This window comes from Micromonospora sp. NPDC049101, assembly GCF_040648675.1.
Classification (GTDB): domain Bacteria; phylum Actinomycetota; class Actinomycetes; order Mycobacteriales; family Micromonosporaceae; genus Micromonospora.
The window spans coordinates 64,726-85,113 of the sequence record NZ_JBEZED010000029.1 but is presented as its reverse complement, the minus strand read 5'-3'; the positions used below and the strand labels follow the sequence as shown (position 1 = coordinate 85,113).

Sequence of the window (20,388 nt, the reverse complement as noted above, 5' to 3'; positions counted from 1 at the left end):
TCGCGGTTCAGGGCCAGAGGTCCCGGACGGGTCGGGACCGTCCGGGACCTCTGGGTGCGGGCGCGATCTTGTCGGCCCTGGATGGGTTGGTCATGGTGGCCCGGCGGCGTACGGGCGGACCACCTCAGCGCTGCTCGACGAGCCGGTGCGCGCGCAACAGGTGCGCCCACCAGGGCCGGTTCGTCGAGGCGGCGCGCAGCGGCGGCCTGCCGGTGCGCTTGAGACTGATCCAGCCGCCGGGACCCATCGTCACCGTGCCGATCGCCGGTCGTCGACGCAGGGCCAGGCCCGCCGCCACCGCGGCGGTGGCCACCGTCGCGGTGGCCAGCGCGGCCACCGCGATGGTGGTGGCATCCACGGCCGGCACGAAGCGTCCGTCGATGTAGGCGCCGATCTCCCGATCGCCGCGGCGGACCGGTGTCACCGTCGTCGTCATCGTGACCTCCTACCGGCTGTCCGAGCCGGCCGCCGCGCTCGCGGCGCGACCGGCCTCGAGCCGGGCGATCGGCACCCGGAACGGCGAGCAGGACACGTAGTCCAGGCCGGCGTCGTGGAAGAACCGCACCGAGGCCGGATCGCCGCCGTGCTCGCCGCAGACCCCGACGGTCAGGTCGGGCCGCGTGGCACGGCCGCGCTCGACGGCGGTGCGGACGAGCTCGCCCACACCGTCGCGGTCGATGCTCTCGAACGGTGATACCGCGAAGATGCCCAGCTCGAGGTACCGGCCGAAGAACGCGCCTTCCACGTCGTCGCGGGAGAAACCCCACGTCATCTGGGTCAGGTCGTTGGTGCCGAACGAGAAGAAATCGGCGACGCAGGCGATCTGCCCGGCGGTCAGGGCGGCCCGGGGCACCTCGATCATGGTGCCGATCCGGATCGGCGGCGCACCCGGCACGTTCGCCAGCACCGACTCCGCTTCCGCGCGTACCGTCTCGAGCTCCTGAACCGCTCCGACCAGTGGAACCATGATCTCCGGCTGCGGGTCGCCGCCTGCGGCGACCCGAGCGGCCGCGGCCTCCGCGATCGCGCGGACCTGCATGGCGATCAGCCCCGGGATCACCAGGCCCAGACGTACGCCGCGCAGCCCGAGCATCGGGTTCTGCTCGTGCATCCGCCGCACCGCCGTCAGCAGCGTGCCGTCGTGGCCCGGGTCCACGCCGAGCGCCTCCGCGTGGGCCACCCGGGCGGTCAGCTCCTCCAACGGGGGCAGGAACTCGTGCAGCGGGGGGTCGATGAGCCGCACGGTCACCGGCAGCCCGTCCATCGCGGCGAACAGCTCCTCGAAGTCGGCCCGCTGCAGGGGCAGCAGCGCCTGGAGGGCTCCGGCGCGCGCAACGTCGTCCTCGGCCAGGATCAGCCGCTCGACCAGCCGGCGGCGGTCGCCGAGGAACATGTGCTCGGTTCGGCACAAGCCGACCCCGGTGGCGCCGAAGCGGCGGGCTCGGGCGGCGTCGGCGCTGGTGTCGGCGTTGGCGTGCACACCGAGCCGGGCCCGGTGATCGGCGTGGATCATCAGCCGCTGCACCGCGGAGAGCAACGGGTCACCGTCCGCCGCCAGCTCGCCCTCGAAGTACCGCACCACCGCGGAGGGCCGCACGGCGACCGATCCCGGGTAGACCTTTCCGGTGGTCCCGTCGATCGAGATGACGTCACCGGCGTGCAGGGTGCGACCCGCCACGGTGACCGCGTCGCCGTCGATGCGCAGTTCCTCGGCGCCGCAGACACACGTCTTGCCCATGCCTCGGGCGACCACCGCGGCGTGCGACGTCTTGCCGCCGCGCGAGGTCAGGATGCCTTGAGCGGCGATCATGCCCGGCAGGTCGTCGGGATTGGTCTCCCGGCGCACCAGGATGACCGGCTCGGTCGCCGCCACAGCGGCGGCGGAGTCGAAGACGATCGCGCCGACGGCCGCGCCCGGAGAGGCCGGCACGCCGGTGATCAGCGGCGGGGGAGCGGCGGTGGTGTCGAAACTGGGGAACATCAGCTGGGCCAGTTGCTCGCCGGTGACCCGCTGCAGCGCCTCATCCAGGGTGATGCTGCCCTCGTCGACCAACTGGGCGGCGATGACGAACGCGGCGGCTGGCGTGCGCTTGCCGACCCGGGTCTGCAGCATCCACAACGTGCCGTTCTCGATGGTGAACTCGACGTCGCACAGGTCGCGGTAACGCCGCTCAAGCCGCTGCATGATCGACAGCAACTTCCGATGGCTCGCTGGATCGATGGCGGCGAGCTCGGCCAGCGGCACGGTGTTGCGGATCCCGGCGACCACGTCCTCCCCTTGAGCGTTGCGCAGGTAGTCGCCGTAGACGCCGCGCCGGCCGGTGGCCGGGTCCCGGGTGAAGGCGACCCCGGTGCCGGAGTTCGCCCCCCGGTTGCCAAAGACCATCGCCATGACGTTGACCGCGGTGCCCAGGTCCTGCGGGATGCGTTCCTGCCGGCGGTACACGATGGCGCGTTCGGCGTTCCATGAGCGGAACACCGCTCCGATCGCCAGGAACAGCTGTTCGTGCGGCGCCTGCGGAAAGTCCCGGCCGGTGTGCTCGCGGAACACCTTCTTGTACGCGTGTACCAGGTCCTGCAGTTGAGTCGTGCCGAGTTCCGGGTCCGTTGCGACGCCCGCGATCGACCGGGCGGCCGTCAGCTCCTCCTCGAAAGCTTCGCCTGGAACGTCGAAAACCGTCTTGCCGAACATCTGGATCAGGCGCCGGTACGAGTCCCAGGCGAACCGCTCATCCGCGCTCTGCCGGCCGAGTCCGACCACACTCGCGTCGTTCAGGCCGATGTCCAGGATTGTCTCCATCATCCCCGGCATCGAGAACTTGGCACCCGAGCGCACCGACAGCAACAGCGGATCCGCGGCTTCGCCGAAGGCCTTGCCCATCCGGTTTTGCATCAGCCGCAGGTGCTGCTCGACCTCGGTGAACAGGCCGGCGGGCATCGTGCCGGTGCGCAGGTACGCGCGGCACGCCTCGGTGGTGACGGTGAACCCCGGCGGCACCGGCAGACCCATCAGGGTCATCTCGGCCAGGTTGGCGCCCTTGCCGCCGAGTAGGTCCTTGAGGTCCTTGTTGCCGTCGGTGAAGTCGTAGACGTATCGGGTCATGGCACTTGTCACCCCTTCCCTTTTCCTCCTTTGTAGACCCGTCGAGGTTCTTCGCCGTAGGGCCGGACGACCCCCATCGGCGGGCCGTGGCGAGACGCGCGTGGTGACGTGGTCTTGGGGCCCTGACCTGCGTCCTTCCGGGCATCTACGCCACAGGTGGGAAGCAGGGAGGCGGGTGGCTGACCGCCACCCGCCTCGAGGTATTGCCGCTGCAGCCGGGCCGCGTCGGGAGACGGTGGCGCCAGTCGGCGCCTCCGTCTCGGTGCGGCTCAGCCGCGTGCGGCCCAGTCGCCGAGCGCCCAGTCGTGCACCTCGGGCATGTCCTCCAGGTGCTCCACCACGTACGTCTCGTGGCGGTCGAGCTGACTCTGGCACCACGCCTTGAGGTCCGCGGCGCCGCGGGGGAGTCGCTTGGCGTTGTTGATGGCGTCCATCACGAGGTGGTACCGCGACGCCCTGTTGCGGACCGTCATATCGAACGGGGTGGTGGTCGTGCCCTGCTCAATGAAGCCGCGGACGCGGAACCGGTCCGCGTCCGGGCGGCCGTGCACGAGCTGGTGGATCGCGCCGGGGTAGCCGTGGAAGGAGAACACCACGTCGACGGTGTCGGTGAACAGTTCGGTGAACAGGGTCTCGCTCATGCCGTGTGGGTGGTCCTTGGGTCGGACCAGGGCCATCAGGTCGACGACGTTGACCACGCGGACCTTGAAGCCGGGCAGCCGGTCGCGCAGGATCTGTGCCGCCGCGACCGTCTCCATGGTGACCACGTCGCCGGCGCAGGCGAGGACGATGTCGGGGTCGCTGGTGCCGTCGTCGGTGCCGGCCCAGTCCCAGACGCCCGCGCCGCGGGCGCAGTGCTCGATCGCCTCGTCGATGGAGAGGTACTGCAGCTGCGGCTGCTTGTCGATCACGATCAGGTTGATGTACGACCGCGACCGGAAGCAGTGATCGGCCACCGACAGCAGGGTGTTGGCGTCCGGCGGCAGGTAGACCCGGGCGACGTCGCCGCGTTGGGTGAGCACCACCTGGATCAGGCCGGGCCCCTGGTGGGAGAAGCCGTTGTGGTCGTTGCGCCACGCCGTCGAGGTGAGCAGCACGTTGAGGCTGGGCACCTTCTCGCGCCACGGCAGGTTCTTGGCCTCCTGCAACCACTTGCCGTGCTGCACGGTCTGCGAGGCGCTGACCATGGCGAACGCCTCGTACGTGGCGAACATGCCGTGCCGGCCGGTCAGGTTGTAGCCCTCCAGCCAGCCATGGCAGTTGTGCTCGCTGAGCACCTCCATGACCCGGCCGTGGCGGCTGAGCGCCACATCCTCCGGCGTCACTCGCTCCATGAAGGCGCGGTCGGAGACCTCGAAGATGGCACCGAGCCGGTTGCTGTTGGTCTCGTCGGGGCAGAACAACCGGAACCGGTCGGCGTTGCGGGTGTAGATGTCGCGCATCATCTCGCCCAGCTTGCGCGTCGACTCGGCTCGCTGCTGCGCGGGCCGGGGCACGTGGACCGCGTAGGCACGGAAGTCCGGCAGGTCCAGATCCCGGGTCAGCACCCCGCCGTTGGCATGCGGGCTGGCACTCATCCGCAGGTCACCGTCGGGAGCCTGGTCCCGGATCAACGCCACCGGCGCGCCGGCGGAATCGAACAGCTCCTCCGGACGGTACGACCTGAGCCAGCGCTCCAGCAGTGCCAGGTGCTCCGGGTTGTCCTTGACACCGGACAACGGCACCTGGTGTGACCGCCAGGTCCCGGTGACGGTGATCCCGTCGACGGAGTCCGGTCCGGTCCAGCCCTTCGGTGACCGCAGGATGATCAGCGGCCAGGTCGGGCGGGTACCGTCCCAGGAACCGTCACGGGCGGCGGTCTGGATGTCGCGGATCCTCGTCCAGGCAGCGGCGAGGGCGGCGGCGAAGCGGTGGTGCATGCCGGGTAGGTCGGAGCCCTCGACCTCGATGACGTCGTAGCCGTGGCCACGCAGCAGGTTGCGGACCTCCTCGAGATCCTTTCGCCCCAGCACGGTGGGCCCGGAGATCTTGGCGTCGTTGAGGTGCAGGATCGGCAGGATCGCGCCGTCGCGCTCGGGGTTGAGGAAGGACACGCCCTTCCAGGAGCCCTCGAGGGGCCCGGTCTCGGCCTCACCGTCGCCCACCACCGCGATGGCCAGCAGATCCGGGTTGTCCATGACCGCGCCGAACGCGTGGACCAGGACGTAGCCCAGCTCGCCGCCCTCGTGGATGGAGCCGGGGGTGGTCACCGACACGTGCGACGGGATACCACCCGGGCTGGAGAACTGCCGGAACAGGCGCAGCATCCCGGCCTCGTCCTGGCTGACGTCCGGGTAGACCTCGCTGTAGGTGCCTTCCAGGTAGCCGGCGGCCACCAGCGCCGGGCCGCCGTGACCCGGACCGGCCAGGTAGATCGCCTGCTGACCGGTGTGCCGGATCAACCGGGAGACGTGCGCGTAGATCAGCGACAGACCCGGGCTGGTCCCCCAGTGGCCGAGCAGCCGCGGCTTGATGTGCTCAGCCGACAGGGGCTCGCGCAGCAGCGGGTTGCCCTGCAGGTAGATCTGTCCGATGGTCAGGTAGTTGGCGGCGCGCCACCACGCGTCCAGACGGGCGAGTTCGGTGTCGTCGAGCTCGGCGAGCGTACGAGGTTGGGATACGACCGCGGTCACGGTAATTCCTTCCACAGATCTCGGCTGGTCAGGAGTCACGCTAGACCCAGCCGGGGTCGGCCACCCAGGGCCGGAAGCCGTCCGCCTAAGGACCTTTGGCCCCCCGCGCCGGGACCTCAGGGCACCGCCGCTCTGATCAGGAATACCGGGTACTCCGGCGCTATCGCGGTGAACTCAGCGAGTGAGGAATGCCTGTCGATCGGGAAGTGCGGGCGGGCACCCGGTGCCTTGGCGAGATATTCGCGCAGGATGGAGGCTCGTTCCGCCACGTCGACCTCGACCAGCCGGACCGGCTCCCGCCGGCCACGCCGCAGGGTGGCCGCGCCGTCGGCGGCCCGGACGTTGGCCACCCAGTTGGCCCGGCGCCCGAGCATCGAGACCACGTAGCGCTCCCCGTCATGAACGGTCATCACCAACGGGAAGGCCACCGTCCGCCCGCTCCTGCGGCCGACCACTTCCAGAGTCACCCAGGCCGGCGGCGCCAGGAATCCGCTGCTGTGCTGGGCGGCGGCGATCCGGTTGAGCACCCGCGCCAGGCGACCGGGGCGACCGCCCCGGTACATCCGGATGCGCCATGATCGTCGAATTGTCACTTGTCGCTCCTTCGCAGAACCTCCGACAGCGGCCGGCGCGGTGTCACCGCAGCCTGCGGTCCGTACCCGATCCGAATGATCATCTGCGCCCAACGGCCGGCCGCGGTGTCGGTGAGCAGTTCGCGGATCGCCGGAACCTCCACCGGTTGGCTGATGGGTGTGGTGGCCAGCCCCAGCCGGGTGGCCGCCAGCAGGACGTTCTGAAGCGCCTGACCGGCGCGGACCCAGTCGTGCCTGCCATCACCGACCGTCGCGAGCACGGCGATGGTCGGATGTGCCTCGAAGAACTCACTTGTCCGCCATGGTTGCGGGTGGACAAGGCCGAAGTCTCGGATCGGCATCCGTTCGAGGGCGTCCCACGGCCCGATGGCGGCGGCTGGGATGCCGTCGTGGCGGCCGGACGTGGGCCTCGTCCAGTGGCTCAGCTCGGCCCGGTAGCGACCGCTCGTGCGCAGCCGGCGCTCGGCCTGGTGCCCAAGCCCCAGGATGGCGTTGCGGGTGACCGGGCCGGCGATCGTGAGTGCCGCCCCCTGGTCCGCGGCGGCCGCGGTCAGCACCTCGATCGCGTCGGCAGACACCGCCGAGTCGGCGAACGGCCAGCGGTTGGTGTGCCGCCGGGCGATCGCTTTGGCCAACGTCGTCACGGCTTCCGTCGGTGGGGCTTCGCGATCGAGCAGCACCCGGGCCACCAGGTCGGGCGAGTCCGGTTCCGGGAAGAGGACGTGCGTCGTGCGCCAACCCTCTGCCCGCAGAGCCAGCCGCAGGGTGAACAGGGCCGCACCGACACTGATCAGGAGTTCGCGCCCGGACGCGTCCAGCGCGTCAAGTTGGCGGCTGCGGTCCGCGTACACCCGCACTTCCCGGCCGGTGACCCGGAAAAGCCATGGCTGGCTGTTGTGCAGCGAAGGGGCGAGCGTCGCCGCCGCCACGCACCGGGCGAGCACGTTCATGACGCGCCTTCCGCGCGCTGCTTGATACCCAGCAGCATCCGGCGCTCCATGACCAGACTCCCCGGCTCCATCACCAGGCGGTACGCGATCCGAGCCGGCCCGGGACTGCCCGCCAGGGCGATCCGGTTGCGGCTGATCAGCCGGGTGCCCGCCCCGTCAGGGCGCAGGTGGAAGGCCCAGACCCAGGTGCCATCGGCGGACCGGAACACCAGCGTCCGCTCCGGGTCGAGGACCTCGACCCGGATGGCGGGCCCGCTCTTGCCGAGCGGTAGTTCGTCGCCGGCGGCGAGGTGCTGGAACTGCGGCAGGATCTCGTCGGCGCTGTGCATGTCGAGCCCGAACAGGTTCTCGATCCAGTCGTAGGTGTAGGCGCCACCGCGACCGCTGCCCATCTGCACGAGCCAGGGCCAGACCGCCTCGGGTGGCGCGCCGATGGTGACCGCCCGGGTGGAGACGATGTCCGGGTCGGCGAGGAGCTCGTCGCCGGGCAGCGTGGCCGCCACCTCGCCCGTCGTGGCTCCCCACGTGAGCCACCGCCCGGGCCGTTGGAGCACTGTTCCCTTCATGACCTCTCCTTCCTGAGCGAAAGTGGCACTCCCGGCTTACTCAGCCGGCGGTCGCCGATCCGTAGTACGCGGCGCGCATCAGGTCCTGCATGTCGGCGAGCATCGGCATTCGGGGATTGGCCGGCGCGCACTGGTCCTCGTACGCGTTGAGCGCCTGCTGCGGCAGCGCCGCGAGGAAGGCCCGTTCGTCCGCGCCGACGGCCGCGAACGAGGGTTCGATGCCGACCTCGTCGCGCAGCCTCTCGATCGCTGTGGCCAGAGCTTCGACCGCTTCGGCGTCGGTCGCCGCGGGCAGCCCGAGGGTGCGGGCGATGTCCGCGAAGCGTTGCGGCGCCCGGTAGCTTTCGTACTTGGGCCAGCCGGTGAGCTTGCTCGGCACGGCCCCGTTGTAGCGGATGACGTGTGGGAGCAGGATCGCGTTGGTGCGTCCGTGTGCGACGTGGAAGGTCGCGCCCAGGGTGTGCGACATGGCGTGCACGATGCCGAGGAAGGCGCTGCCGAACGCCATGCCGGCGATCGTCCCGGCGTTGTGCATCTTCTCGCGGGCCTGCGGGTCGGCGGCGCCGTGGTGTACGGCCCGGGCGAGGTTGCCGAAGATGAGCCGGATGGCGTGCAGGGCCAGACCGTCGGTGAAGTCGCTGGCGTAGACCGACACGTACGACTCGATCGCATGGGTGAGCGCGTCGAAGCCGCTGTCCGCGGTGACCACCGCCGGCAGGTCGGCGGCCAGCACCGGGTCCACGATCGCCACACTCGGCGTGAGGGCGTAGTCGGCGAGCGGGTACTTCTTGCCGGACGCGGTGTCGGTGATGACGGCGAACGGGGTGACCTCAGCCCCGGTGCCGGAGGTGGTCGGGACGCAGACGAGTTGGGCCAGGGTGCCGAGGGTGGGGAACTTGAGGGCGCGTTTGCGGATGTCGAAGAACTTCTCCCGCAGATCGGCGAAGACCACCTCGGGGTGCTCGTAGCGCAGCCACATCACCTTGGCGGCATCCATCGCCGAACCCCCGCCGAGCGCGATGATGGTGTCCGGCCGAAACGAGCGCATCAACTCGGCGCCGCGGTCGACGGTGCGCACGCTGGGCTCCGGTTCGACGTCGTCGATGATCTGCAAGGCCACCTGCTCGCGGCGGCGGTGCAGCACGGACAGCACGCGGTCCACGTACCCCAGCTTGGTCATGGTGTGGTCGGTGACCACCGTGACCCGGTGCACGTCGGGCATGTCGGCGAGGTAACGGATCGCGTTCGGCTCGAAGTAGATCTTCGGCGGAACCTTGAACCACTGCAGATTGTTCGTACGCCGGGCAACCCGCTTGATGTTGATCAGATCGACCGCGGTGACGTTGTGCGACACCGAGTTGTGGCCGTAGCTGCCGCAGCCCAGCGTCAGTGACGGCAGGAAGGCGTTGTACATGTCGCCGATGCCGCCCTGCGAGGCCGGTGCGTTCCAGATGATCCGGACGGCCTTGACCCGACGGCCGTACGCCTCGGCCAGTTCTGCGTCCTGCGTGTGGATGACGGCGCTGTGGCCCAGACCGTCGAACTCGACCATCTGCTCGGCGTACGCGAAGGCCTGGTCGTGACCGGTGGCCGACAGCAGGGCGAGCACCGGGCAGAGCTTCTCCCGGGTCAGCGGCTCACCCGGGCCGACCCGATCGACCGGGGCCAGGATGATCGAGGTGTCCGGGGCGACCGGGAAACCGGCGTGTTCGGCGATCCAGGTCGCCGACTGCCCGACCACGTCCGGGTTGAGTTTTCCGCTGCCGAAGAGCAGCGTCTCCAGCAGCGACTTCTCCTCCGGCGTCGCGACGTGGGCGTGCAGTCGCCGGAACTCGGCAAGGGCGGCGGGCCGGATCGCGTCGTCGATGATGACGGCCTGCTCGGAGGCGCAGATCATGCCGTTGTCGAACGACTTGGACAGCACCACGTCGTTGACCGCGCGGGCCACGTCGGCCGAAGCCTCAAGGTACGCCGGGACGTTGCCGGCGCCGACGCCGAGCGCCGGCTTGCCCGTGGAGTAGGCGGCTCGAACCATGGCGTTACCGCCGGTCGCCAGGACCACCGAGACACCGGGATGCTGCATCAACTCGTTCGTCGCGGCCACCGACGGCTCCTCGATCCACTGGACGCAGTGCTCCGGCGCACCGGCGGCGACGGCCGCGTCGCGGACCGTGCGGGCGGCCTCCCGGCTACAGCGGTGCGCCGCCGGATGGAAGGCGAAGATCACCGGGTTGCGGGTCTTGAGGGCCAGCAGAGCCTTGAAGATGGTGGTCGAGGTCGGGTTGGTCACCGGCGTCACCGCGGCCACCACCCCGACCGGCTCGGCGATCTGGGTGATCCCCGCGATGTCGTCCTGGGCGATCACCCCGACGGTACGGATGTCGGCCATGTGGTTGGTGACGTGCTCGCAGGCGAAGATGTTCTTCACCGCCTTGTCCTCGAACACACCGCGGCCAGTCTCCTCGACCGCCAGCATCGCGAGTGCGGCGTGCCGGCTGAGCGCGGCCACCGACGCCTTCTTCACGATCTCGTCGACCTGTGTCTGGTCGTAGGAGTCGTAGTCGGCCAACGCCTTGAGACCGTTCTCAACCAAGGTCTCGATCATGCTTCTGCCCTCCGTCGGTCCGTCCTCTCGAACGTAGGTCTCCGTCGATCGGTAGCGGCACGGCCGATGGGCCCGCGAGGACAGGACCACCGGCCCGCGCCCGTACCGGGCGGCCGTCCGTTGGGTTTACAGCAGCACCAGCTTCGCCAAGCCGGCGGTGACCACCGGGCGGGCCTCGACGGACACCTTCGCCGGATTCGCGCCGCTGTTCGTACCTGGTTCGTCGGCGCTCAGCTCGTCGGCCTGTCGGCGGTCACGGTCATCGGTGTCGGTGACGCTGCGCGCTGGTGGCCATCGCTGCAGGCGGCTGGACCGCTGGAGACGGCTGGACCGCCCCGGCCGGCCGGGGCGGTCCAGCGTTCACGGCCAGGGTTCAGGCCTGCGGGATTTCCCGGACCACCGCCACCGTGCACGGCGACCGGTGCAGCAGGTGCTGGCTGACCGAGCCGAGCAGCATCCCGCGGAGAGCGCCGCGCCCACGGCTGCCGACCACCACCAGTTGCGCTCCGGCGGCCGCCTCGGTGAGCGCGTCGGCCGGATGCTCGGCCAGATATGTCGCGGTCGCCTGCACGTCCGGGTGCTTCTGGTGCCATTCGGCCAGTAGCTCGCCGACGGCGTCGCTCTGCTGCCGGATGATCTGCTCCACCACGCTCGGGCGTTCCTCGACCAGGCCGGCGGCGAAGGTGCCGCCTCGGATGACCCGCAGCGGGACACCGCGGGCGGCGGCCTGCTCGATGGCGAACTCGAGCGCGAGCCGGGCGCAGTCGGAGTCGTCCACACCGACTACCACGGGGGCATCCGGCGCAGGCGCGCCGCGTACCACCACGACCGGGCAGTGGGCGTGGGCGCTGACCGCCACGGTCAGCGACCCCAGCGCGGCGATCGCGTGGTGGCCACGGCTGCCGAGCACGACGACGCTCGCCTCGGCGGACCGGTCGATCAGCGTCAGCGCGGCGGGTGCGTGCACGATGGAGATCGTGGTGCGCACGTCGGGGTGGCTCAGCTTCGCGTCGCCCACCGCCTCCTCAAGGCCGGCGCGCAGGGAGCGCTCCGCTTCGCCGTCCGGCCAGACCTCCGCCGCTGGGATCATCGACGCCGCGGGCACCCAGGTGGGGCACTCCCAGGCGTAGAAGAACTCCACCGGGGCGCCGGTGCGGGCGGCTTCGTCCAGCGCCCAGGACGCGGCGGCCCTTGCCTCGGTCGACCGGTCGTAACCGACGATGATCTTCTTGGTGGTCATGACGTGACTCCTTTCTCGGTACGGCCGGCCGCGCTCGATCCGCGCGGCACGGGCGCGGTGCGTGGGTGGCGACCCGCTGGCTCACCGAGCCCGGCCACAGGCTGGCGAACCCGCCGTGCCTCCGGTTGCCGAACACCACCAATGCCGCGTTTCGCGGCAACATCGAGCGTCCAGCCGCATGCCGTGCCGCCGGTTGCGGCGATGATCTCCGTAGCCCTCATGGCGGGCTCCTCCCACGTTCTGCTTCGATCCTCGGAGTGCCCCCACCCAAGGGGCAGAGCGTGAGGTCCCGTCACCGCAGGTCTTCCGGCCCTCGCCGGCCTGGCTGGTGTGGGACGATCCGGCCTCGCGGGAGCTGGCCACATCGGAACCGGGCAGCCCGTCGCGGACGCACTCCTCGCTCACCAACCTGAGCGGGGTGTGTCGCTTCCGGCTGTGCCGAACGGCGGCTCTCCGTGGGCCGACAGGCCCCACCGGTGCCAGCACGTGGCCTCTCACCCTCCGCCTGGACGACAGGGGTGCCGCCGCTGGTGTCAAGCCGCACGGCAGGGTAGGAAGGACGCATGATCCGTGTCTTTCTGCTCGACGACCACGAGGTCGTCCGTCGCGGCCTGATTGACCTGCTGCAGGCGGCCGGCGACATCCAGGTGGTCGGCGAGTCCGGTCTGGCGCAGGAGGCGACTCGGCGGATCCCGGCGCTGCGGCCCGACGTCGCGGTGCTCGACGCCCGGCTGCCGGACGGCAACGGCATCGACGTGTGCCGCGACGTGCGGGCTGTCGATTCGACGATCAAAGGGCTGATCCTGACCTCGTACGAGGACGACGAGGCGTTGTTCGCGGCGATCATGGCTGGCGCCGCAGGATACGTGCTCAAGCAGATCAAGGGCACCGACCTGGTCGACGCGGTACGCCGGGTGGCGGCCGGCCAGTCACTGCTCGACCCCGCAGTCACCCAGCGAGTCCTGGAGCGCATTCGCAACGGCGTCGAGCAGCCGCGCGAACTCGCCGGTCTGACCGACCAGGAACGCCGGATCCTGGAATATGTGGCCGAGGGCCTGACCAACCGGGAGATCGCTGGCCGGATGTTCCTCGCCGAGAAGACCGTCAAGAACTACGTGTCCAGCCTGCTCGCCAAACTCGGTCTGGAACGCCGCACCCAGGCTGCGGTGCTGGCCACCAAGCTGCTCGGCGAGCGCCCACACTGACCCGGAGGGCAGCCGAAGACAGTGGTGGTGTCAGTCGCCGACCGCTGCGGTGTCGCAGACAGCGTGCAGCCGCCGGCGTAGCATTTCGCGGTGCGGCAATCGACCCAACGGCTCCTGGTCGCGGCACCGGTCGGTCGCGAATTGCCTGCCGGGGCTGGCGAAATCCGACTTCGGTTGCTAGCGCCCTCGCAGGCCTTGGCGACCGGCTGCACCCCCTTCGATTAATCCCGAAAACGTCGGCATTCGAAGCTGGCAGGGCCGCCAGCGCCTCGGCCCGCTGCAACACGTCGATTTATTGGGGCGATATTGACACGCACGGCTTCGAGATCCTCAACCGGATCCGGGAGATTTCCCCACGAAGCGTGATTTCTCTTCGCGTTTCGAGCGATCCCCGTCCCGTCGGGCGGGGATTTTCGCTTCCAGGAGATGGTCCTCTCGGACGTAGAGGGTCTTCTGTCGTCTCGATGAGGTGGGCCGGGTGCTGGTGTTGCCGTGGCGGCATCGGATTGAAGCCTACCTCTTTAGGGAGGGCATCACGGACGGTTCCAGACCTGCCGGACCCACCGTCATGCCGCGCTCGGAGGTGGATGGTTGCTCCGGCGACGAGGGTGACGAGAACGTTCTGGTCGCGTTCCCGCTGAAGAGGGCGACGAACTTGTCAGACCTGGGTTGGCCGTACGCGGCGCGGAGAGACCACCTGCTTCGTGACCGACTTCCTCTTACCCGACGCATAGGCCCCGCGGGACCCCCGTCGTCATCAGCGTAGATCGTCGTCATCTGACAGATGTCTCGACGCGGCGTGGCACCAAGACTGCAGGTAGTTCGATCGATGCGTGTTCGCACGCGCGATTACGCCTGCCGGAGGTCTGCCATGCCGACGACACACTCAGCATCCGCCCCACCGGGTCCGGCGAAGAAGCCGATTCTCCGGTGGCCACGGCGCTCCCGACAGCCGAGGCCAGCGATCGCCCTGCTCGTCCTGACCCTGGTCGCGACGACCGCGACAGCTGTCGCCGGTCCGGCCACGCCGGCCTTCGCCAACGACCACTACAGCAGCATCGGATCCGCCGCCGAGGCGAACCGGGACTGGATGTCACGGGTGTCGGACGACGCCAGCCTGGCCGATCTGTCGATTCCCGGCACCCACGACACTCTCGCCCTCTGCGGGCACTCGGCGAGCCAGAACGGCAGCGACTGCGAGTACATCTCGACGAGCCTCACCCAGACGCAGGAACGCCTCGGGTACAGCGCCGAGACCCTGGCCACCCAGCTGGATGCTGGTATCCGGTCGATCGACATCCGAGTCCGGGTGGACCAAGGGGACGCGGGGCTGACGTTCACCGTCCACCACGGGGTCTACTACCAGTGGGCCAATTTCACCGACGTCCTCACGAAGATCGAGACCTTCCTGCGGGCGAACCCGACCGAGACGGTGCTCCTGAATCTCAAGGCCGAGTGCCTGGCCGACGGAACGAGTTGTGCCGACGCCGAGGGCTACGGCAACACCGAATGGCGGCGGAAGGTGTTCGACTCGTACCTGACCGGGCGCTACCACACCGGCATCGGCGACGAGACGAGACAGGGTAAGGCCTGGGACAGCCTGTTCTGGAGCGACTCGGTCGACGGTGTCGAGCAGACGACCACGCCGACCCTCGGCGCCGTCCGCGGAAAGATCGTCCTGCTCGGCTTCCGTGGACCGGCCGGAGGTATCTACGGGGGTTACGGGATCGGGCAGCTCTACCCCGCTGGCGGCTCCTACGACGCCTACGTGCAGGACGACTACGACGTCCCCCAGATCAGCGACATCGACGACAAGTGGGAGAGGGTCCGAACGCAGTTGCGCAAGACCAACGGGGTGTGGGACGCCAACCGTGGCGAGCAGACTCGGCACGATCACGAGCCGGGCGCGTTGTACATGAACTTCACCAGCGGTACGGGTGGCCTCGCCCATCCGTACACGGTCGCCGGCGGTACCCCGGGGGCGACCGGGGTCAACGAGTTCCTCATTCAGTGCCTGCGGGGCGGCAACGACCGGTGCCCGGAGTTCTATCCGAACCGGGCGGGCAACTTCGGTGGACGAGAAACCATGGACCGCCTCGGCATCATGATGATGGACTTCCCGGGCGGGAAGTTGATCGACGAGATCGTCGCTCGCAACCCCGCCGGCCGGGCCGGTGGCAGCCGCAACGGCGGCGCCGGAGACCCGATGGAGGAGCATGCCGGCGGTGACAACGGCGGCACCCGCCCGGTGGTGCCGACCGACCACGCGCAGTGCCGCCCGGACGGCATGATCCCGACCGCCGGTACCGCCACCCCCTACTGCCGCGTGTACCAGGGCGACGGCCGGGAGTGGCTCGGCCAGGGCCGGAGCCGTCGGGTGATCGGCTACTTCAACGGCAGCCGTACCGGAGCCGACGGCAAGCCCTCCTACCTGGTCAAGAACATGCCGTGGTCCAAGCTCACCCACATCAACTACGCCTTCGCCCGAGTCGAGAACAACCGGATCTCGGTCGGCGCGGATGGCCCGAACAACCCGGCAACCGGCATGACCTGGAACGTTCCCGGCACCGAGATGGATCAGAGCCTGCCGTACCGGGGGCATTTCAACCTGTTGACCACCTACAAGCGTCAGCACCCCCGGGTGAAGACGCTGATCTCGGTGGGCGGCTGGGCGGAGAGCCGTGGCTTCTACGGCATGACCACCAACGCCGACGGTACGACCAACCAGGCCGGAATCAACACCTTCTCCGACTCGGTCGTCGACTTCCTCGGCCGGTACGGCTTCGACGGAGTCGACATCGACTTCGAGTACCCGACCGTGCTGGACGACACCGGCAACCCGAACGACTGGAACGATGCCCGGTCCCGCCGCAAGGGACTGCCGACCTCGTACACGGCCCTGATGAAGACGCTGCGGGAGAAGCTGGACCGGGCATCCGCCACCAATGGTCGCTACTACCTGCTCACCTCTGCCACGTCGGCCTCCGGCTATCTCGTGCGGGGGATGGAGAACCAGAAGGCGCTGCGCTACCAGGACTACACCAACCTGATGGCGTACGACTACCACGGCTCCTGGAACGAGGTGGTCGGTCCGAACGCCGCCCTACACGACGACGGCAAGGACCCGGAGCTGAGCGACCTGTACTCCACGCCGGAATATCAGAAGATCGGCTATTTCAACACCGACTGGGCCTTCCACCACCTGCGCGGCGCGATGCAGGCCGGGCGGATCAACATCGGCATCCCGTACTACACCCGGGGTTGGCGCAACGTCACAGGTGGCAGCAACGGTATGTGGGGCAGGTCCGTCGGCAGCAACTGTCAGCCGGGTACCGGCCTGGTCCGTCCGTGCGGCGGCGGCGCGCTCGGCATCGACAACATCTGGCACGACCTCGACGCCAACGGTCAGGAGGTCGGCGCCGGGGTCAACCCGATGTGGCACGCCAAGAACCTGGAACGCGACCTCACCCCCCGCTACGCGAAGTCGGTCGGCCTCACGCCGGACAGCGACCCGAACGACCGGCGCACCGGCACGTACGACCGGTACTGGGACGCGACGACCCGGACCGCGTGGCTGTGGAACCCGGAGAAGAAGACCTACCTCTCCATCCAGGACACCGAAGGTCTGGACCAGGTCGTCGACTACGTCAACCGCAAGGGCGCGGGTGGTGTGATGATGTGGGAACTCTCCGGTGACTACGAGTGCCCGGCCGAGGCGACCCCGGACAACCCCTGCGTGATGGGCTACACCCTGACCAACCGGCTGCACGAGCGGCTCCAGGGCGCCGCCGCGTACGGCGACAGCCGCGGCGCCGGCAGTTCGGTGCAGCGTCCGGCACTGGCCCTCGACGTGACAGTCGACCTGATCCGCTACCCGACCGACACGGCGAGTCTGTGGCCGCTGACCCCGACCGTCCGGATCAGCAACAACACCGGGGTGACCATCGGTGGCGGCAGGGACAACGTCATCTCCTTCGACCTGCCGACCTCGACACCCCCGCTGGTCAAGGACGGCAACTGGCAGACCGGCGCCCAGGGCGGCCGGTGGAAGGTGCAGGCCGGGCACACCGGCCCGAATGTCGGCACCGGGCTCTCCGGCGCCTTCCACCGGGTCAGCCTCACCCTGGACTACTGCCAGATCATCCCGGCCGGGCAGAGCCTGGACGTGCCGATCATCTACTACATCCCGGCGACCGGGCCGGTGAACACCACCCTCAAGCTGGGCGGCACCACGTTCGCCTCGGTGCCGGAGCAGAACCGGGGTGCCGCGAAGGTGATCCCGGCGACCGGCGGATGCTCGGCGCCGGCCTGGGACGCCGGCAAAATCTACAACCCGGCGACCCAGTCGGTGGAGAACATCAGCGTGAAGTACGCCGGCAAGGTCTGGCAGGCCAAGTGGTGGACCCAGGGCAACGTGCCCGGCACCGGGGCCAACGCGGACCTGGAGCCCTGGCGGCTCATCGGTCCGGCCAACTAGCGGCAGTGTGAGTGCCACCCGTCCGGGCCCGGCGAGGCCCCGACGGGTGGCACCGTCCGGTAACGCCCGTCAGCGGTCGACGATGCCGTCCGGGGCCTCGCGCAGCGCCGCGCCCGCGATCTCCACCCGGCTGCGGAGGCCGAGTTTCGCCAGGATCCGCGAGATGTGCGTCTGGGTCGTTCGGCGGGTGAGAAACAGGCTCTGCGCGATGTCCGACGTCGAACGGCCTGCCGCGACCAGCATCGCGACCTTCCGTTCGGTTGGCGTCAGCGCGGCCCAGCCATGCCTGGCCCGGTTGGCCCGGGTACCCCGTACGCCCCGCCGTACCCCGCGACTGCGCAGCCTGGCCTCGGCCCGGCGGATGTCCCAGGTAGCGCCGAACCCGCCGTACAGGTCGCTCGCCTCGTGCAGGGAGACCCGCGCCTGCGCGGTGTCGCCCCGCTCGGCCAGGACCACAGCGAGATCCTCCAGCGTCCCGGCGAGCTCCACCGGCACCCCGCTCGCCCGGTAGTGCGCCACGGCGGAACGAATAGTCGCCGGGTCGCCGCTGCGCAGGCCGCGACACCGATCAGCGGACGCGGCGGCTCGCGCCGGCACCTGCTCTGCCGCCGCCTCCGCCAGGCAGGCGCGTACCCCGGCCTCCGCCGCTGACCGGTCGTCGACCGCGAGAGCGAGTCGGACGAACCGCGGCAGCCACTGGTGGGTCAGGGTCATCTCCCCTGGCCGCCGGTCGAGAAGAGCGCCCAAATGATCCAACGCCATCCGCAGATCGCCGTCCTGCTCGGCGGCGAGGGACCGCGCCACGAGCAGGAAGTCGAGGTTTTCCCGATCGGCGACGGTCACGACCGGGCGGTCGAATCCCGCGCGAAGATGGGCGGCGGCCCTGGCCCGCTCGCCCCGGTGACCGGCGATGAGCGCGGACACACCGTGCCGGAGCCGCCCCGGGCCGCCTTCGCGCAGCCCACGGTACGTCGACGTCGAGGTGTCCTGCGCGACCGCGTCGAGTTCGGCCAGGGCGTCGTCCCACCGCCCCAGCCAGAACAGCAACACGGCGGCGGTCACCCCGGCGGTCGTGTCGTCCATGCGGTTGGCCGTGCGCAGAAAGTCCCGGGCTTCACGCAGCGCTGCCTCCGCGTCCGTCCACCGGCTCAGGTTCTGCAGCGAGAAGATCCGTCCGTGCAGGGCGAACGCCCTCAGGTCGACGTGGTCGGGGACGAAGCTCAGCGCCTCGATCGCCCCCTCCGCGCTGTGCAGGGCGAGCCGGTGCTGCCGTCGCACGGAGTGGCTGGCCCAGAGACCCGTCAGCGCGTACGCCGTCGCGAAAGCGTCGCCGGCCACGGCTGCCGTGCGCAGCGCGTCCCGAGCGGTGGCGTCCGCCGCCGCCAGGTCTCCGGAGCCCGCCCGCTGGAACATCGCCAGCGAGGCGAGCAGCCGGGCCCGCCAGGCGTCGGGTAGGTCAGCTCGGGCGAGGACCCGGTGCAGGTGGGCCACCGCCGCGGTGTTGTGCCCGCCACTGAACAGCGCGCGGGCGAGCATCCAGTGCAGCTGCCCGCGGTCGTCCGGGTCGACGACCAACCCCAGGGTCTGCCGCACCCGCTGCGCGGCTTCCTCGTGCTCGCCGCCAGCGATGAGGACCCGCGCCAGGTTCGTGCAGAGCCTCACCCGTACGTCCTCGTCACCCGGGTCGTGGTCCACTTCGCGACGGAGCAGTTCGGCCGCGAGGTGCGGTGCCCAACCGGCCAGCACCGGTCCGGCCTCGGCCAGCCACCGCCGCGCCCAGCGGTCCCCGACAACGCCGGAGGCGAGGAGATGCTGAGCGACACGCTGCGGTTCGACGCTGGCGGACTCCAAGGCCCGTGCCACGTCCAGGTGCAGTGCGGCGCGCAACGCGGCCGGCACCCCGTCGTACAGGGCCTGCCGGAGCAACGGATGCCGGAACCGCATCCGAGGGCCGGCCTCGACCAGGATGCCTGCCGTCACCGCCTCCTGGAGGTCGGCGGAGAAGTCGATCGCCGGACGGCCGAGCAGCGCGGCGAGTTCGGTGACCGCGAATTCGCCGCCGAGCAGCGCGGCCGTCCGCATCAGCTCGACGGTGCCGGCCGGGACGGAACTCAGCCTGCCTTCGAGGGCCGCGGCCAGCGACCTCGGGACCACGCCGACATCTGAGTCGCGCACCTCGGCCTGCGCGCCGATGTCCAGCAGGTCTTCGCGAACCAGTGACTCGACCAGTTCCCGCAGGAAGAGTGGATTGCCGACCGCCTGAGCGGCGAGCCGGACGAGGCCGCCCCCCGGTGGCACGCCCACAAGTGTGGCGAGCAGATCACGGACCGACTCCGGGGCCAGGGGACCGAGCGGGACGCGGACCACGTCCCGCCGGAGTGCGACGGCGCGCAACCGCCGCACGGTCGACCGGTGAGTGCCGGGACGGTAGCAGAGGACCAGCAGTAACGGCAGGTACGCGGCGACCGAGGCCAGCCGGCGGCACACATCGATGGACGCGTCATCGGCCCACTGCACGTCGTCGACGAGGAGCATCATCGGGCCGGCGGTGCACAATTCGTCGACCAGGGCGACGACCATCTCCACGGCCGCCGCGGCGTGACCGGCATCGGCCAGATCGAGGACGGATCGCCTGTCGGTCAGGAACTCCGCGATCCGCGCCCGGTGGGGATCCGTCGAGCGCGGCCTGATCTCCAGGCAGTCGAGTAGCACGCCCAGCAGTGGCGGATGAGCCAATTGGTCGGCGACACCCTCGGACACCTGGCAGCCCAGCTCTCTGCCAACGTGGGCAGCGGCGGCCACGAGGGACGACTTGCCGATTCCCGGCTCGCCCTCGATCCAGACCACGCCGCCGGTGCCGAGACGCAGCCGGTGCACGGCGTCCCACAGCTCCGCGAGTTCGGGCCCACGCCCGATCAGAAACCCTGGAGAGTCAGCGGAGGTCAGCATCGTCCTCAGATCCATCGGCTGCCCCGCG

12 protein-coding genes and 2 pseudogenes are annotated in these 20,388 nt (G+C 70.0%); 4 read left to right on the top strand and 10 right to left on the bottom strand.

The window, feature by feature from the left end; genetic code table 11:
• Positions 1 to 124: 124 nt before the first annotated feature.
• From AB0B57_RS30370 to adhE, 7 genes are all read right to left on the bottom strand, one after another.
• Positions 125 to 436, bottom strand: coding sequence for a hypothetical protein (locus AB0B57_RS30370; RefSeq protein ID WP_357077425.1), 312 nt, complete (start codon positions 434 to 436; stop codon positions 125 to 127).
• A gap of 9 nt (positions 437 to 445) precedes the next feature.
• Complete coding sequence (ppdK, locus tag AB0B57_RS30365; RefSeq protein WP_357077422.1) at positions 446 to 3,103, bottom strand: pyruvate, phosphate dikinase; 2,658 nt, start codon at positions 3,101 to 3,103, stop codon at positions 446 to 448.
• Between the two features lie 269 nt (positions 3,104 to 3,372).
• Positions 3,373 to 5,775, bottom strand: a complete 2,403-nt coding sequence (locus AB0B57_RS30360; RefSeq protein WP_357077419.1) for a phosphoketolase family protein — start codon at positions 5,773 to 5,775, stop codon at positions 3,373 to 3,375.
• A gap of 116 nt (positions 5,776 to 5,891) precedes the next feature.
• A complete protein-coding gene (locus AB0B57_RS30355; RefSeq protein ID WP_357077416.1) occupies positions 5,892 to 6,368 on the bottom strand; it encodes a nitroreductase/quinone reductase family protein in 477 nt (158 codons plus the stop codon).
• Positions 6,365 to 7,318 (bottom strand): nitroreductase family protein, encoded by a 954-nt coding sequence (locus AB0B57_RS30350; RefSeq protein ID WP_357077413.1) that lies wholly within the window; start codon positions 7,316 to 7,318, stop codon positions 6,365 to 6,367. Before AB0B57_RS30350 ends, AB0B57_RS30355 begins: the two co-directional genes overlap by 4 nt.
• Positions 7,315 to 7,884 (bottom strand): SRPBCC family protein, encoded by a 570-nt coding sequence (locus tag AB0B57_RS30345; protein ID WP_357077411.1) that lies wholly within the window; start codon positions 7,882 to 7,884, stop codon positions 7,315 to 7,317. Before AB0B57_RS30345 ends, AB0B57_RS30350 begins: the two co-directional genes overlap by 4 nt.
• 40 nt (positions 7,885 to 7,924) lie before the next feature.
• A complete protein-coding gene (gene adhE / locus AB0B57_RS30340; RefSeq protein WP_357077408.1) occupies positions 7,925 to 10,489 on the bottom strand; it encodes a bifunctional acetaldehyde-CoA/alcohol dehydrogenase in 2,565 nt (854 codons plus the stop codon).
• 130 nt (positions 10,490 to 10,619) lie between these two features.
• Here adhE and AB0B57_RS30335 point away from each other — a divergent pair.
• Positions 10,620 to 10,762: pseudogene (locus tag AB0B57_RS30335) on the top strand (aquaporin family protein); the annotation flags it as partial.
• Between the two features lie 100 nt (positions 10,763 to 10,862).
• On the opposite strand, the gene AB0B57_RS30330 reads toward AB0B57_RS30335, so the two are convergent.
• Both AB0B57_RS30330 and AB0B57_RS30325 read right to left on the bottom strand, forming a co-directional pair.
• Positions 10,863 to 11,729, bottom strand: a complete 867-nt coding sequence (locus tag AB0B57_RS30330; protein WP_357077404.1) for a universal stress protein — start codon at positions 11,727 to 11,729, stop codon at positions 10,863 to 10,865.
• Between the two features lie 61 nt (positions 11,730 to 11,790).
• Positions 11,791 to 11,892: pseudogene (locus AB0B57_RS30325) on the bottom strand (universal stress protein); the annotation flags it as partial.
• Positions 11,893 to 12,292: 400 nt separating this feature from the next.
• Between AB0B57_RS30325 and AB0B57_RS30320 the strand changes: the two are divergent.
• The 3 genes from AB0B57_RS30320 (at position 12,293) to AB0B57_RS30310 (ending at position 17,411) form a co-directional block, all read left to right on the top strand.
• Positions 12,293 to 12,934, top strand: coding sequence for a response regulator transcription factor (locus AB0B57_RS30320; protein ID WP_357077401.1), 642 nt, complete (start codon positions 12,293 to 12,295; stop codon positions 12,932 to 12,934).
• Complete coding sequence (locus AB0B57_RS30315) at positions 12,931 to 13,575, top strand: Wadjet anti-phage system protein JetD domain-containing protein (RefSeq protein WP_357077479.1); 645 nt, start codon at positions 12,931 to 12,933, stop codon at positions 13,573 to 13,575. The genes AB0B57_RS30320 and AB0B57_RS30315 overlap by 4 nt, the downstream gene beginning before the upstream one ends.
• Before the next feature lie 230 nt (positions 13,576 to 13,805).
• A complete protein-coding gene (locus AB0B57_RS30310) occupies positions 13,806 to 17,411 on the top strand; it encodes a phosphatidylinositol-specific phospholipase C domain-containing protein (RefSeq protein ID WP_357077398.1) in 3,606 nt (1,201 codons plus the stop codon).
• A gap of 69 nt (positions 17,412 to 17,480) precedes the next feature.
• On the opposite strand, the gene AB0B57_RS30305 is transcribed toward AB0B57_RS30310, so the two are convergent.
• The gene (locus AB0B57_RS30305) at positions 17,481 to 20,375 is read right to left on the bottom strand and encodes an AAA family ATPase (RefSeq protein WP_357077395.1); all 2,895 of its coding nucleotides are present in this window, start codon (positions 20,373 to 20,375) and stop codon (positions 17,481 to 17,483) included.
• Between the last annotated feature and the right edge of the window lie 13 nt (positions 20,376 to 20,388).

What these genes read in the sequence shown, in the direction of transcription:
- AB0B57_RS30370 (WP_357077425.1), bottom strand. Translation starts at nt 436, where the DNA reads ATGACGACGACGGTGACACCGGTCCGCCGCGGCGATCGGGAGATCGGC.
- ppdK (WP_357077422.1), bottom strand. Translation starts at nt 3,103, where the DNA reads ATGACCCGATACGTCTACGACTTCACCGACGGCAACAAGGACCTCAAG.
- AB0B57_RS30350 (WP_357077413.1), bottom strand. Translation starts at nt 7,318, where the DNA reads ATGAACGTGCTCGCCCGGTGCGTGGCGGCGGCGACGCTCGCCCCTTCG.
- AB0B57_RS30345 (WP_357077411.1), bottom strand. Translation starts at nt 7,884, where the DNA reads ATGAAGGGAACAGTGCTCCAACGGCCCGGGCGGTGGCTCACGTGGGGA.
- adhE (WP_357077408.1), bottom strand. Translation starts at nt 10,489, where the DNA reads ATGATCGAGACCTTGGTTGAGAACGGTCTCAAGGCGTTGGCCGACTAC.
- AB0B57_RS30330 (WP_357077404.1), bottom strand. Translation starts at nt 11,729, where the DNA reads ATGACCACCAAGAAGATCATCGTCGGTTACGACCGGTCGACCGAGGCA.
- AB0B57_RS30320 (WP_357077401.1), top strand. Translation starts at nt 12,293, where the DNA reads ATGATCCGTGTCTTTCTGCTCGACGACCACGAGGTCGTCCGTCGCGGC.
- AB0B57_RS30310 (WP_357077398.1), top strand. Translation starts at nt 13,806, where the DNA reads ATGCCGACGACACACTCAGCATCCGCCCCACCGGGTCCGGCGAAGAAG.
- AB0B57_RS30305 (WP_357077395.1), bottom strand. Translation starts at nt 20,375, where the DNA reads ATGGATCTGAGGACGATGCTGACCTCCGCTGACTCTCCAGGGTTTCTG.